Source organism: Streptomyces sp. G-G2 (assembly GCF_030063135.1).
GTDB lineage: Bacteria > Actinomycetota > Actinomycetes > Streptomycetales > Streptomycetaceae > Streptomyces.
Map to the genome: position 1 here is coordinate 45,734 of NZ_JASISO010000041.1, position 12,048 is coordinate 57,781.

Annotated in this window: 11 protein-coding genes and 1 pseudogene; 5 read left to right on the forward strand and 7 right to left on the reverse strand. The window is 71.9% G+C overall.

All coding sequences use genetic code 11. The features are described from left to right. The first annotated feature begins 46 nt into the window (after positions 1 to 46). Together QMF80_RS28085 and QMF80_RS28090 are read left to right on the forward strand one after the other, a co-directional pair. Entirely contained in the window at positions 47 to 733 is a 687-nt protein-coding gene (locus tag QMF80_RS28085) for an HD domain-containing protein (protein WP_283458201.1), read from the forward strand. A 75-nt stretch (positions 734 to 808) separates the two neighbouring features. Beyond that, on the forward strand, positions 809 to 2,020 hold the full coding sequence (locus QMF80_RS28090) for a Cmx/CmrA family chloramphenicol efflux MFS transporter (protein WP_283458308.1): 1,212 nt from the start codon (positions 809 to 811) through the stop codon (positions 2,018 to 2,020). Between the two features lie 96 nt (positions 2,021 to 2,116). Here QMF80_RS28090 and QMF80_RS28095 read toward each other — a convergent pair whose 3' ends face one another. Next, positions 2,117 to 2,386 carry a DUF4031 domain-containing protein gene (locus QMF80_RS28095; protein WP_283458203.1) on the reverse strand — a complete coding sequence of 90 codons (270 nt, stop codon included), beginning with the start codon at positions 2,384 to 2,386 and terminating at the stop codon, positions 2,117 to 2,119. Positions 2,387 to 2,402: 16 nt separating this feature from the next. Next, on the reverse strand, positions 2,403 to 2,780 hold the full coding sequence (locus QMF80_RS28100) for a DUF8819 family protein (RefSeq protein ID WP_283458204.1): 378 nt from the start codon (positions 2,778 to 2,780) through the stop codon (positions 2,403 to 2,405). Positions 2,781 to 3,083: 303 nt separating this feature from the next. On the opposite strand from QMF80_RS28100, the pseudogene QMF80_RS28105 reads away from it, so the two are divergent. The 3 genes and pseudogenes from QMF80_RS28105 to QMF80_RS28115 all read left to right on the forward strand — a co-directional run. Further along, positions 3,084 to 3,929: pseudogene (locus tag QMF80_RS28105) on the forward strand (MurR/RpiR family transcriptional regulator); the annotation flags it as partial. A 101-nt stretch (positions 3,930 to 4,030) separates the two neighbouring features. Beyond that, entirely contained in the window at positions 4,031 to 5,017 is a 987-nt protein-coding gene (gene murQ, locus QMF80_RS28110; protein ID WP_283458206.1) for an N-acetylmuramic acid 6-phosphate etherase, read from the forward strand. A 45-nt stretch (positions 5,018 to 5,062) separates the two neighbouring features. Further along, complete coding sequence (locus QMF80_RS28115; protein ID WP_283458208.1) at positions 5,063 to 6,592, forward strand: PTS transporter subunit EIIC; 1,530 nt, start codon at positions 5,063 to 5,065, stop codon at positions 6,590 to 6,592. A 54-nt stretch (positions 6,593 to 6,646) separates the two neighbouring features. Here QMF80_RS28115 and QMF80_RS28120 read toward each other — a convergent pair whose 3' ends face one another. The 5 genes from QMF80_RS28120 to groL all read right to left on the reverse strand — a co-directional run bounded on the left by QMF80_RS28120 (position 6,647) and on the right by groL (position 11,894). Further along, on the reverse strand, positions 6,647 to 7,891 hold the full coding sequence (locus QMF80_RS28120) for a serine hydrolase domain-containing protein (RefSeq protein ID WP_283458210.1): 1,245 nt from the start codon (positions 7,889 to 7,891) through the stop codon (positions 6,647 to 6,649). Between the two features lie 87 nt (positions 7,892 to 7,978). Next, complete coding sequence (locus QMF80_RS28125) at positions 7,979 to 8,581, reverse strand: Uma2 family endonuclease (RefSeq protein WP_283458212.1); 603 nt, start codon at positions 8,579 to 8,581, stop codon at positions 7,979 to 7,981. 134 nt (positions 8,582 to 8,715) lie between these two features. Beyond that, positions 8,716 to 9,492: a LamG domain-containing protein gene (locus QMF80_RS28130; protein WP_283458215.1), complete on the reverse strand. Its 777-nt coding sequence runs from the start codon at positions 9,490 to 9,492 to the stop codon at positions 8,716 to 8,718. Positions 9,493 to 9,556: 64 nt separating this feature from the next. Continuing rightward, positions 9,557 to 10,171, reverse strand: coding sequence for a phosphoribosylanthranilate isomerase (locus tag QMF80_RS28135; RefSeq protein ID WP_283458218.1), 615 nt, complete (start codon positions 10,169 to 10,171; stop codon positions 9,557 to 9,559). A gap of 100 nt (positions 10,172 to 10,271) precedes the next feature. Further along, complete coding sequence (groL, locus tag QMF80_RS28140) at positions 10,272 to 11,894, reverse strand: chaperonin GroEL (protein WP_283458219.1); 1,623 nt, start codon at positions 11,892 to 11,894, stop codon at positions 10,272 to 10,274. Positions 11,895 to 12,048 lie beyond the last annotated feature (154 nt).

Below are 12,048 nucleotides of genomic sequence, written 5' to 3' on the forward strand. Positions count from 1 at the left end.
CCGGCACCCTTCACCAGCACCATCACGCCACCCGCACAATGTCCGTATGGACTCCGACACGCCGCAGCGCCGCAACGACCCGCTCCAGGAGGATCTGCGCGACGCCTGGCGCCGGACCGCCGAAGCGGCGGGCGCCGACCGCGACCCCGCCCCCTACGCCGACCGGCTGCTCGCCGCCTGGGCGGAGCCCCAGCGGCGCTACCACTCCACCGCGCACCTGGCCGCCGTACTGGCCCACATCGACGTCCTCGCCGGGCACGCCGGAGATGTGACCACTGTCCGCCTCGCCGCCTGGTTCCACGACGCCGTGTACCGCCCCGACCGCTCCGAGAACGAGGAGCGCAGCGCCGTCCTCGCCGAGCGCGCCCTGGCCGAACTCGGCGTCGACCCCGCCCGCACCGCCGAGGTCGCCCGGCTGGTCCGGCTCACCGTCACCCACGACCCGGCCCCCGGCGACGCCGACGGCGAGGTGCTGTGCGACGCCGACCTCGCGGTCCTCGCCGGGACCCCGCGGGCCTACGCCGCCTACGCCGCCGCCGTCCGCGAGGAGTACGGCTTCGTCCCCGACGAGGCCTTCCGGGCCGGCCGGGCCGCCGTCCTGCGCCAGTTGCTCGCCCTGCCCCGGCTCTTCCGCACCCCCCACGGCGCCGCCCACTGGGAGGCACCGGCCCGCGCCAACCTGGCCGCCGAAGCCGCCGAACTTGAACGTGTGAGCGATCAAACAGGCGCATAACAGGCGCATAGGGGAATGCGCGGGCGTTCCGCCCGGTTGGTGCATGTCATGCCCGCCGCAGCCGAACGCACCCGCATGCCCGTCGCCGTCTACATCCTCGGCCTCTCCGTCTTCGCCCTGGGGACCAGCGAATTCATGCTGTCCGGGCTGCTGCCACCCATCGCCGAGGACATGGGCGTCACCATCCCGCAGGCGGGCCTGCTCATATCCGCCTTCGCGATCGGCATGGTCGTCGGCGCCCCGCTGCTCGCCGTGGCCACCCTGCGCCTCCCGCGCCGCACCACCCTCGTCTCCCTCATCAGCCTCTTCGGCCTGGGGCAGGTCGCGGGCGCGCTCGCCCCGACGTACGAGCTGCTCTTCGCCTCCCGCATCCTCTCCGCCCTCGCCTGCGCGGGCTTCTGGGCGGTCGGCGCGGCCGTCGCCATCGCCATGGTCGAGAAGCACCAGCGGGCCCGCGCGATGGCCGTCATGATCGGCGGCCTGTCCATCGCGAACGTCCTGGGCGTCCCGGCGGGCGCCTTCCTCGGCGAGCACCTCGGCTGGCGCTCCGCCTTCTGGTCGGTCGGCGCCGCCTCCGCCATCGCCCTCGTCGGCATCCTCGCGCTGATCCCGCCGATCCCGCTGCCCGCCGAGAAGCCCCGGCTGGTGCGTGAGCTGCGCATCTACCGCGACCGCCAGGTCTGGCTGTCCATCGGCGTCACCGCGCTCGCCGCGGGCGGCGTCTTCTGCGCGTTCAGCTACCTCTCGCCGCTGCTCACCGACGTCGCCGGGCTGGACGCGGGCTGGGTCCCGTGGATCCTGGGCCTCTTCGGGGTCGGCGCGCTCATCGGTACGACGGTGGGCGGGCGGGTCGCCGACGCGCACCTCTTCGGCGTGCTGCTCTGGGGCATCAGCGCCTCCACCGTCTTCCTGACCGCCCTCGCGCTGCTGGCGTCCGCGCAGGCGGCCGCGATCGCGCTGGCGTTCCTGCTCGGCTTCTCCGCCTTCTTCACCGCCCCGGCGCTCAACGCCCGCATGTTCAACGTGGCGGGCGCCGCCCCCACCCTGGCCGGGGCGACCACCACGGCTGCCTTCAACCTCGGCAACACCGGCGGCCCCTGGCTCGGCGGTACGGTCATCGACGCGGGCTGGGGCTTCGCCGCCACGGCCTGGGCGGGAGCCGCGATGACGGTCACCGCGATCGCGCTGGCCGTCGTATCCCTGCGCCTGGACCGCCGTACGCCGTCCCCCGCGACCCGCGTCGTGGCCGCGTCCCCCGCTCCCGCACCGCAGGAGCAGCGGGTCTGACCCTCCGCACCGCAGGAGCAGCGGGTCTGACCCTCCGCACCGCAGGAGCAGCGGGTCTGACCCCCGCCCCCGCCCGGAGCCGGCCGGAACCGGTTTTCAGGAGGCCGGGCGGCCCTTCGGGCGGCGCAGGCCCGCCGCCGTGATGCGGCGGACGATCTCCTTGCTGCCGACCTCGACCGCGCCCGCGCGCACCGCGTCCGCGTACCGGTGCGAGGGGACGTCGTAGTGGTCGCGCTCGAAGGCCCGCTCCGGGCAGCCGATGGCCGCCGCGAAGGCGTGCAGCTCCTCGAACGAGACGTCGCTGACCAGGTGCGACCACATACGGCCGTGGCCCGGCCAGGTCGGCGGGTCGATGTAGAGCGTCATCCGCGCCCCGCCGCCCTCAGTGCCCGGGCCCGACGACGGAGTCCAGGGCGCCCACCGGTGCCACCCGGACCTGCGCCTTGCCGCACACCCAGTGCGGGTCGGGCCCCAGCTCCGGATCCACGTCGAGCGCGTGCGGATCGCCGTCCGCGCAGACCGGGCACAGCGGCCAGCGCCCGTACCGCTCCAGCAGCGCGTCCTGTACGTCCTGGGCGACGAGCCCGGGGAGGTAACCGGCCCCCTCGGGCCACTGCTCGGCCCACCAGCGGCGGTGCACGACCGAGTCCTCGACGAGGGAGACGACGTCGGCGTCGGCGACCTGGCCCGCGACGAGGTCGGCGAGTACGAGTGCACGGGCGGCGTGCAGCGCCTGTTCCAAGGGGGGCGTGTGGTCCATGAAGCCATTGTGCCCCCGGGCCGCGAAGGGGTCGAAGGTCCCCCCGAACCAGTGCCTCATGGCGCCTTGACGCACCCGCCGCGCTGAAAATAGATTTCAAGCGTGAGCGAAATAGAGAAGAAAACTTTCAGTCGCCCGGTCCTGCCCGAGACGCCCGAGCCGGCCGAGGCGACCGGAACGGCCGAGACGCCCGGGCCCCCCACCTCGCCCGCATCCCCCGCGCCCGCCCGGGCTTCCACGCAGGCCACGCAGGCCCCGCAGGCCACACCGTTCCCGCAGGCCACGGCCACGGCTCCTGAGAGCCTGCGCGCCAAGATCCGTACCCTCGGCCCCTCGATGACCCGCTCCATGCACGCCGTCGCCGAGGCAGTAGCCGCCGACCCCGCCGGGTGCTCGCAGCTCACCGTCACCGCCCTCGCGGCCCGCTCCGGCACCAGCGAGGCCACCGTCGTCCGCACCGCCCGCCTCCTCGGCTACCCCGGCTACCGCGACCTGCGCCTCGCGCTCGCCGCGATCGCCGCCCGCCAGGAGTCCGGCGCGGCCCCCGCCGTCACCGCGGACATAGCCGTGGACGACCCGATCGCGGACGTCGTCGCCAAACTCGCCCACGAGGAGCGGCAGACCCTCGCCGATACCGCCGCGGGCCTGGACCACGCCCAGCTCGCCGCCGCCGTGACCGCGCTCGCCTCCGCCCGCCGCATCGACATCTACGGCGTCGGCGCCTCCGCCCTGGTCGCCCAGGACCTCGCGCAGAAGCTCCTCCGGATCGGCCTGATCGCCCACGCGCACAGCGACCCGCACCTCGCCATCACCAACGCCGTCCTGCTCTCCCCGGGCGACGCGGCGGTCGCGATCACCCACTCCGGTTCCACCGGGGACGTGGTCGAACCGCTGCGCCACGCCTTCGAGCGCGGGGCCGCCACCATCGCCATCACCGGCCGCCCCGGCGGCCCGGTCGTCCACTACGCCGATCTGGTCCTCGCCACCTCCGCCGCCCGGGAGACCGAGCTGCGCCCGGCGGCCATGTCGAGCCGGACCAGCCAGCTGTTCGTCGTCGACTGCCTCTTCGTCGGCATCGCGCAGCGCACCTACGAGACGGCCGCGCCCGCGCTCGCCGCGTCGTACGAGGCCCTGGCACCCCGGCACCGCGCGTCCGTCCCGCGTGCGCCGTCCAGCGCCTCCGGCGAGGCACAGCGCCGAACACCGCGACCCGGCACACCTTCCCGGCCACAGCACTAGGAGCCCCCGCCATGACCGCGTACGCCGCCCTCCGCGCCCAGCTGGACACCCTCACCACGGAGGCGTTCCGCCCGGAGCTCGCCGACATCGACCAGCTGGCGACCCTCGACATCGCCCGCACCATGAACGCCGAGGACGCCACCGTCCCCGCCGCCATCGCAGGGCAGCTGCCCGCGATCGCCGCGGCCATCGACGCCATCGCGGAGCGCATGGCCCGCGGCGGGCGCCTGATCTACGCGGGCGCGGGCACGGCGGGCCGGATGGGCGTCCTGGACGCGAGCGAGTGCCCGCCCACCTTCAACACCGACCCCGCCGAGGTCGTCGGCCTGATCGCGGGCGGCCCCTCCGCCATGGTCAAGGCCGTCGAGGGCGCAGAGGACTCCGCCGAACTGGCCGCCGAGGACCTCACCGCCCTCGACCTGACCGCCGACGACACGGTCATCGGCATCTCGGCCTCCGGCCGCACCCCGTACGCCGTCGGCGCGGTCGCGTTCGCCCGCGGTCGCGGCGCGCTCAGCGTCGGCCTCTCCTGCAACGCCGGCTCCGCGCTCGCCGCCGCCGCCGAGCACGGCATCGAGGTGGTCGTCGGCCCCGAGCTGCTCACCGGCTCCACCCGCCTCAAGGCGGGCACCGCGCAGAAGCTCGTCCTGAACCTCATCTCGACGATCACCATGATCCGCCTGGGCAAGACGTACGGGAACCTCATGGTCGACCTGCGCGCCTCCAACGAGAAGCTGCGCGCCCGTTCGCGCCGCATCGTCGCCCTCGCGACCGGCGCCGCCGACGAGGAGATCGAGGCCGCGCTGACCGCCACGGACGGCGAGGTCAAGCACGCCATCCTGGTGCTCCTCGGCGTGGTCGACGCCCCCACGGCCGCCGCCCTGCTGAAGTCCTCCCACGGCCACCTCCGCGAGGCCCTGGCCGCCGCCGCCCCGTCCCGCGCCGCCACCGCCCCGTCGTCCCCCACCGCCACGACCACCGCCACGACCACCGCCTGACCCGCCGACGCCACGACCGACCCCCACCACCTAGGGACCCGCACCATGTCCACAGACAAGAACCGCGCCACCGCCGCCGCGATCCTTCCGCTGGTCGGCGGCTCCGGCAACATCACCTCGATCGCGCACTGCATGACCCGCCTGCGGATCGGCCTGCGCGACCGCACCCTCGTCCAGGACGAGGCCCTCAAGGCCCTCCCCGCCGTCATGGGCGTCGTCGAGGACGACACGTACCAGATCGTCCTCGGCCCCGGCACCGTCGCCCGGGTCACCCCAGAACTGGAAGCCCTGGTCGCCGAGGAGCGCGCCGCGGCCCCCGCGCCCGAGCCCGCACCCGACCCCGGCCACGGCCCCGGACACGCGGTGACCGCCGACGAACTGGCCGCCCAGGGCGCGGCCCTCAAGCAGGCCCAGAAGGCGAAGAACTCCACCCCCTTCAAGCTCTTCCTGCGCCGCATCGCGAACATCTTCGTCCCGCTGATCCCGGCCCTCATCGGCTGCGGCATCATCGCGGGGCTCAACGGACTGCTGATCAATTTCGGCTGGCTGCCCACCATCGTCCCGGCGCTCGCCGCGATGGCCTCCGGCTTCATGTCGCTGATCGCCGTCTTCGTCGGCCTCAACACGGCGAAGGAGTTCGGCGGTACGCCCATCCTGGGCGGTGCGGTCGCCGCGATCATCGTCTTCCCCGGCGTCGCCAAGATCGACGTCTTCGGCCAGCAGCTCTCCCCCGGTCAGGGCGGTGTGCTCGGCGCCCTCGCCGCCGCGCTGCTCGCCGTGTACGTCGAGAAGCGGTGTCGCAGGTGGGTGCCCGAGGCCCTCGACGTCCTGGTCACCCCCACCCTGACCGTGCTGATCGCCGGTCTGGTCACCCTCTTCGGCCTGATGTTCCTCGCGGGTGAGGCCTCCACCGCCATCGGTACGTTCGCCACCTGGCTGCTCGCCAGCGGCGGCGCCTTCGCCGGGCTGGTCCTCGGCGGGCTCTTCCTCCCCCTGGTCATGCTCGGCCTGCACCAGGCCCTGATCCCGATCCACACCACCTTGATCGAGCAGACCGGCTACACCGTCCTGCTCCCCATCCTGGCCATGGCGGGCGCGGGCCAGGTCGGCGCGGCCATCGCGGTCTACTACCGCCTCCCGCGCAACGGTTCGCTGCGCCGCACCATCAAGTCCGCCCTCCCCGCCGGTTTCCTGGGCATCGGCGAACCGCTGATCTACGGCGTCTCGCTGCCGCTGGGCCGCCCCTTCGTCACCGCCTGCGTCGGCGGCGCGGCGGGCGGGGCCTTCGTGGGCCTCTTCAACCAGCTGGGCGTGGCCTTCGGTTCGACCGCGATCGGCCCCTCGGGCTGGGCCCTCTTCCCCCTGCTCAACGGCAAGGGCGGGCTGGGCGCCACCATCGCGATCTACGCGGGCGGGCTGGCCATCGGCTACGCGGTCGGCTTCCTCGCCACCTACTTCTTCGGCTTCACGCGGCAGATGCTGGTGGACCTGAACACCGACCCGGAGAACGGCCCGGCCGCCGCCGACGCCACGGCCGCATCGCCGGTCCCCGAGAAGGAACCGGCGATGTCGTAACGGCCTCACGCCCGACGGCCTACGCCGTCACGCTCGTACGGCCCGGGGCGGAGGTCACTTCGCCTCGGGCTCCCCGGGCAGGGTGTAGACGTTCCCCGGCGAGACGATCTTGGTGATCGCCTGTCCGATGACCGTACTGGGCTCGGAGTCCTTGTAGTTGGTGTCCGTGTTCAGCACCACCACCATGGTCGCCTTCGCCGACGGCAGGTAGACGGTCAGCGACTCGTAGCCCGGCAGCGAACCGTTGTGCCCGGTCCAGCCCTCGGTCGTGAAGATGCCGAGCCCGTACCCGGCGTCCGGGATCGTGGTCGTCAGGGTCTTCAGCCGCTGCCGCTGCGTGGCGGCACTGACCATGACCTTCCCGTCGGGCAGCACTCCCGTGGCCACCGTGCGCGCCCATGTCCGCAGGTCGTCCAGGGTCGAGATCATCGCGCCCGCCGCCCAGCCCCAGGAGGGGTTCCAGTCGGCCGTGTCCTCGGTCTTCCCGCTCGCCGTCTGCTCGGTGTACCCCTGCGCGTGCGGCTCCGGGAACTCCGCGCCGGCCGGGAAGAGCGTGCGGTCCATGCCCGCCGGGGTGAGGATGTGCTCCTTGACGTAGTCCGCGAGCGGCTGACCCGACTGCTTCTCGACCACCAGGCCGAGCAGGATGAGATTGGTGTTGCAGTAGAAGAACTTCTCGCCCGGCGCGGACAGCACCGGGTGCTTGAAGGCGTACGCGAGCAGCTCCTGCGGGGTGAACGCCCGGGTCGGATCGGACGTCAGGGCCTTGTAGAAGCCGGGGTCCTGGGTGTAGCTGAACAACCCGCTGCGCATCTCGGCCAGCTGCCGCAAGGTGATCTTGTCCCCGTTGGGCACCCCGTCGACGTACTTCCCGATCGGGTCGTCGAGGCCCACCTTCTTCTGGTCGACGAGCTGGAGCAGCGCCGTCACCGTGAACGTCTTGGTCTCGCTGCCGATCCGCATGTACAGGTCCGGCGTCATCTTCTGCCCGGTGGCCTTGTCGGCGACCCCGAACGACTTCACGTACTGCCCCTTGTCGGGCGTCCACACCCCGACGGTGGCGCCGGGCACGCTCGCCTCGCGCATGGCCTTCCGCACCGCTTCGTCGAGCTGCTGGGCCACGGCGGGCGTGAGTTCGCGTACGGCGCCGGGCGGGACCGGTGGATCGGTGGCGGAGGCCACGGCAGCTACGGAGGCCGGGTGCGCGAACGCCACCCCGCCCGCGACCGGCACCATCAACGTCCCGACCGCGACGGCGGTCACGGCCCCCTTGCGCAACCGATTGCCCGAATGTGTCATGGGATGACTCCATCCATACGAGGACAAACCTCGGAGTCATCGTAGGCCGTCACGGAGGGGGCCCGCTCGTGGAGCGCCTCGACGAGGTCAGTGCGGGAACGCCGCCGTGTCCAAGGTCAACGGGAAGGGCTTGGGCAGCACCAGCTTGTCACCGAACGCCACGCGGTCCGCGTGCTTGTACGCACCGTTCTGGGGTTCGGTGAACAAGGTGGTCGTCGGACCGTGCTCGTCGAAACGGTCGATCAGCAGGTAGGCCGGGACCGGAGCGTGCGCGTACGCCCACAACTTCTTCTTCCGGTCCTCCTCGGCATTGCCCTTGGAGGTGATCTCCACGACGAGCAGCGCATCGGCCGCGTCGACGGGGAGGGAGACGTCCGGATCGGCTCCGGCGACCAACTCCCGCGGGACGACCACGAGGTCAGGCACATACAGCTTGTCCAGCGGCCCGACCTGGATCCCGAGCGTCTGATAGAGCCCCCACGCCATCGGCAGGACGCCGTACAGCGCGCGCTGAAGCCGTTCGGCGATCTCGTTGTGATGGGGGTGGTGCGGTGGCACCAAGGTGATCTGCCCTCCGTCGATCTCGGCGCGCCAGCCCTCCGGCACGTCCAGGTCACGCCAGCTCTGCAGCAGGTACTCCCACGCACGACTGCCGGAGTCCCGGCCGTCCTCGACCATGGCAGCGGTCATCGAGGGTCCCCTCTCCCGTGGCATATGCCAGCAAGCGTAATTCGACGGTTTCGCGGTGCGCAGCCGCTCCTTTCAGCGTCCCACGATCGAGTGGCTCACGCAGCAACCCCGCGCACCCGGCCGCGGCGGCCCTGCTACGCCCGGTACACCCGCAGGGCCGACACCTCCCAGGACATCTCCGAGATCCCCGGTTCCGGGGCCGGATGGTAGTTCCCGGCCGAGACCGACAGGTTCACGATGAGGTACGCGCGCCAGCGGCGGCCGACGCCCTTGCGGTCCGCGAAGACCCGGGTGCCGTTGATCCACCAGACCACCGAGTTCCGCCCGAGCTCGACCTTCAGGTCCACCCAGGCGCCCGGCCGGACCCCCGGGTCGTGGTGGTAGTGGCTCGCGCCCCGCACGTGGTTCGACAGCTCCAGCAGGTCCGGGTTGTCGGGGTGGTACTCGAAGAAGTCGATCTCCTGGCCGCCGTCGCGCCAGGTCCAGATCGCGGGCCAGGCGCCCAGCTCCACCGGCAGCTTCACCCGCGCTTCCAGCACGTCGTCGGTGCGCACCGTGAAGCCCTCGTCGCTGCCCTCGGTGGTGAGCAGGCCGGAGTCCCAGTTTCCGTCGGGGCGACGGGTCGCGCGGAAGACACCGCCGCGGCTGTAGGAGGGGTCGGTGACGAGGTGGTCCAGTTTGTTGTCGCCGGGGTTGGTCGGACCGCCGCCCGGATACGCCCACGAGCGTCCCGCGACCCATTGGGCGGGCGAGGTGAAGTCGGCGGTGAAGACGGGGGCGCGGCGCGGCAGCCCGGCCCCCGCGCCCGCTTCCACCCCCACCACGGCGCCGCCCCGGCCGCCGCCGCCCGTGCCGATACTGCCGAGGCGGCGCGTCAGGCGCCGGAGCCATCCCAGATATTCCGCGTCCATACGGATGAAATGCCCGCAAGAGGACACCCGCACACGCGAATTCTCGCTCAGAGTAATACGACAACTACACGGGGCGACCCGCGTCGCGTGCGGCAGCGATGAACTTCCGGATCAGCTCGGGGGACTTCACCCCGCGCACGCTCTCGACGCCGCTCGATACGTCGACCCCCCAGGCCCCGGTGACCACCACGGCCCGCCGCACCGTGTCGGGAGTCAGCCCGCCCGCCAGCAGCCAGCGCCCGGCCGGGGCGGTGAACTCCGCCGAGCCCCAGTTCCACGGCTCGCCCGACCCCGGGTCCGGGGCGTCGATCAGCAGCAGGTCCTCCCCGTACTCCCCGCACCGCTCCACGTGCTCGGAGGTGGCCCGCAGCAGCGTCCGGCCCCCGGCCCGCAGGGCCTCGTAGTACTCCGGCCCCTCGTCCCCGTGCAGTTGGACCGCGCGCAGCCCGCTCTCCTCGGTGAGGCGCCGCACCTCGTCCACCGACTGCCCCCGGAACACCCCGACGGTCAGCACCCCGTCCGGCACCCGCCGGGCCAACTCCCGCGCGAGCGCGGCCCCGACCGTACGGGGACTGCCGGGCGCGAACACGAACCCGAGGGCGTCGGCCCCCGCCTCGACGGCCACGTCCACATCGGCCGCTTCCCGCAACCCGCAGATCTTGATGAACACATCACTCATACGGGCAGTCAACCACCCCGCCGCGAAAACGCCCGAGGGCGGCACCCCCCGTGGGGAGTGCCGCCCTCGTTCGAAGAACAGCCGATCAGCCAGGGGCCGATCAGAAGTCCATGTCACCGCCCGGCATGCCGCCGCCCGCGGGGGCACCGGCCTTCTCGGGCTTGTCGGCGATGACGGCCTCGGTGGTGAGGAAGAGGGCCGCGATCGACGCCGCGTTCTGCAGCGCGGAACGGGTGACCTTCGCCGGGTCGATGATGCCCTCGGCGATCATGTCGACGTACTCGCCGGTCGCGGCGTTCAGGCCGTGACCGATCGGCAGGTTGCGCACCTTCTCGACGACGACGCCACCCTCGAGACCACCGTTGATGGCGATCTGCTTGAGCGGGGCCTCCAGCGCGAGCTTCACGGCGTTGGCGCCGGTCGCCTCGTCGCCCGTGAGCTCGAGCTTCTCGAAGACCGCGGTGGCCTGGAGCAGGGCCACGCCGCCACCGGCGACGATGCCCTCTTCGACGGCCGCCTTGGCGTTGCGGACGGCGTCCTCGATGCGGTGCTTGCGCTCCTTGAGCTCAACCTCCGTCGCGGCACCGGCCTTGATGACGGCCACGCCGCCGGCCAGCTTCGCGAGGCGCTCCTGGAGCTTCTCGCGGTCGTAGTCCGAGTCGGAGTTCTCGATCTCGGCACGGATCTGGTTGACGCGACCCTGAACCTGGTCGCTGTCACCGGCGCCGTCGACGATCGTGGTCTCGTCCTTGGTGATGACGACCTTGCGAGCGCGGCCGAGCAGGTCGAGGCCCGCGTTCTCCAGCTTGAGACCGACCTCCTCGGAGATGACGGTGCCGCCCGTGAGGATGGCGATGTCACCGAGCATGGCCTTGCGGCGGTCGCCGAAGCCCGGAGCCTTGACGGCGACGGACTTGAAAGTGCCGCGGATCTTGTTGACGACCAGGGTCGACAGGGCTTCGCCCTCGACGTCCTCGGCGATGATCAGCAGCGCCTTGCCGGACTGCATGACCTTCTCCAGGAGCGGCAGCAGGTCCTTGACCGAGCCGATCTTGGAGTTGACGATCAGGATGTACGGGTCGTCGAGGGACGACTCCATGCGCTCCATGTCGGTGGCGAAGTACGCCGAGATGTAGCCCTTGTCGAAGCGCATGCCCTCGGTGAGCTCGAGCTCCAGGCCGAAGGTCTGCGACTCCTCGACCGTGATGACGCCTTCCTTGCCGACCTTGTCCATAGCCTCGGCGATGAGCTCGCCGATCTGGGTGTCGGCGGCGGAGATGGAGGCCGTAGAAGCGATCTGCTCCTTGGTCTCAACATCCTTGGCCTGCGCGAGCAGGGCGGCGGAGACGGCCTCGACGGCCTTCTCGATACCGCGCTTGAGCGCCATCGGGTTCGCACCGGCGGCTACGTTGCGCAGACCCTCGCGAACGAGCGCCTGGGCGAGCACGGTCGCGGTGGTCGTACCGTCACCGGCGACGTCGTCCGTCTTCTTGGCGACTTCCTTGACCAGCTCGGCGCCGATCTTCTCGTACGGGTCCTCGAGCTCGATCTCCTTGGCGATGGAGACACCATCGTTGGTGATCGTGGGGGCGCCCCACTTCTTCTCAAGGACGACGTTGCGACCCTTGGGGCCAAGGGTGACCTTGACGGCGTCGGCGAGCTGGTTCATGCCTCGCTCGAGACCGCGCCGGGCCTCCTCGTTGAACGCAATGATCTTGGCCATCTGAAGTGGTCCTCCCGGACAGCGGTGGATTGCTCCCGGACCGCGCCCGCGCCCGCGACGGACGGCCTGTCAGTCTGGCGGTTTCTTCCCGCCAGACCTACGGGCCTCACCGACCCGGTCCTCGTTTTAGTAGCACTCTCACCTGGAGAGTGCT

What these genes read in the sequence shown, in the direction of transcription:
- QMF80_RS28100 (WP_283458204.1), bottom strand. Translation starts at nt 2,780, where the DNA reads ATGGACCACACGCCCCCCTTGGAACAGGCGCTGCACGCCGCCCGTGCA.
- groL (WP_283458219.1), bottom strand. Translation starts at nt 11,894, where the DNA reads ATGGCCAAGATCATTGCGTTCAACGAGGAGGCCCGGCGCGGTCTCGAG.
- QMF80_RS28125 (WP_283458212.1), bottom strand. Translation starts at nt 8,581, where the DNA reads ATGACCGCTGCCATGGTCGAGGACGGCCGGGACTCCGGCAGTCGTGCG.
- QMF80_RS28120 (WP_283458210.1), bottom strand. Translation starts at nt 7,891, where the DNA reads ATGACACATTCGGGCAATCGGTTGCGCAAGGGGGCCGTGACCGCCGTC.
- QMF80_RS28130 (WP_283458215.1), bottom strand. Translation starts at nt 9,492, where the DNA reads ATGGACGCGGAATATCTGGGATGGCTCCGGCGCCTGACGCGCCGCCTC.
- murQ (WP_283458206.1), top strand. Translation starts at nt 4,031, where the DNA reads ATGACCGCGTACGCCGCCCTCCGCGCCCAGCTGGACACCCTCACCACG.
- QMF80_RS28135 (WP_283458218.1), bottom strand. Translation starts at nt 10,171, where the DNA reads ATGAGTGATGTGTTCATCAAGATCTGCGGGTTGCGGGAAGCGGCCGAT.
- QMF80_RS28115 (WP_283458208.1), top strand. Translation starts at nt 5,063, where the DNA reads ATGTCCACAGACAAGAACCGCGCCACCGCCGCCGCGATCCTTCCGCTG.
- QMF80_RS28095 (WP_283458203.1), bottom strand. Translation starts at nt 2,386, where the DNA reads ATGACGCTCTACATCGACCCGCCGACCTGGCCGGGCCACGGCCGTATG.
- QMF80_RS28085 (WP_283458201.1), top strand. Translation starts at nt 47, where the DNA reads ATGGACTCCGACACGCCGCAGCGCCGCAACGACCCGCTCCAGGAGGAT.
- QMF80_RS28090 (WP_283458308.1), top strand. Translation starts at nt 809, where the DNA reads ATGCCCGTCGCCGTCTACATCCTCGGCCTCTCCGTCTTCGCCCTGGGG.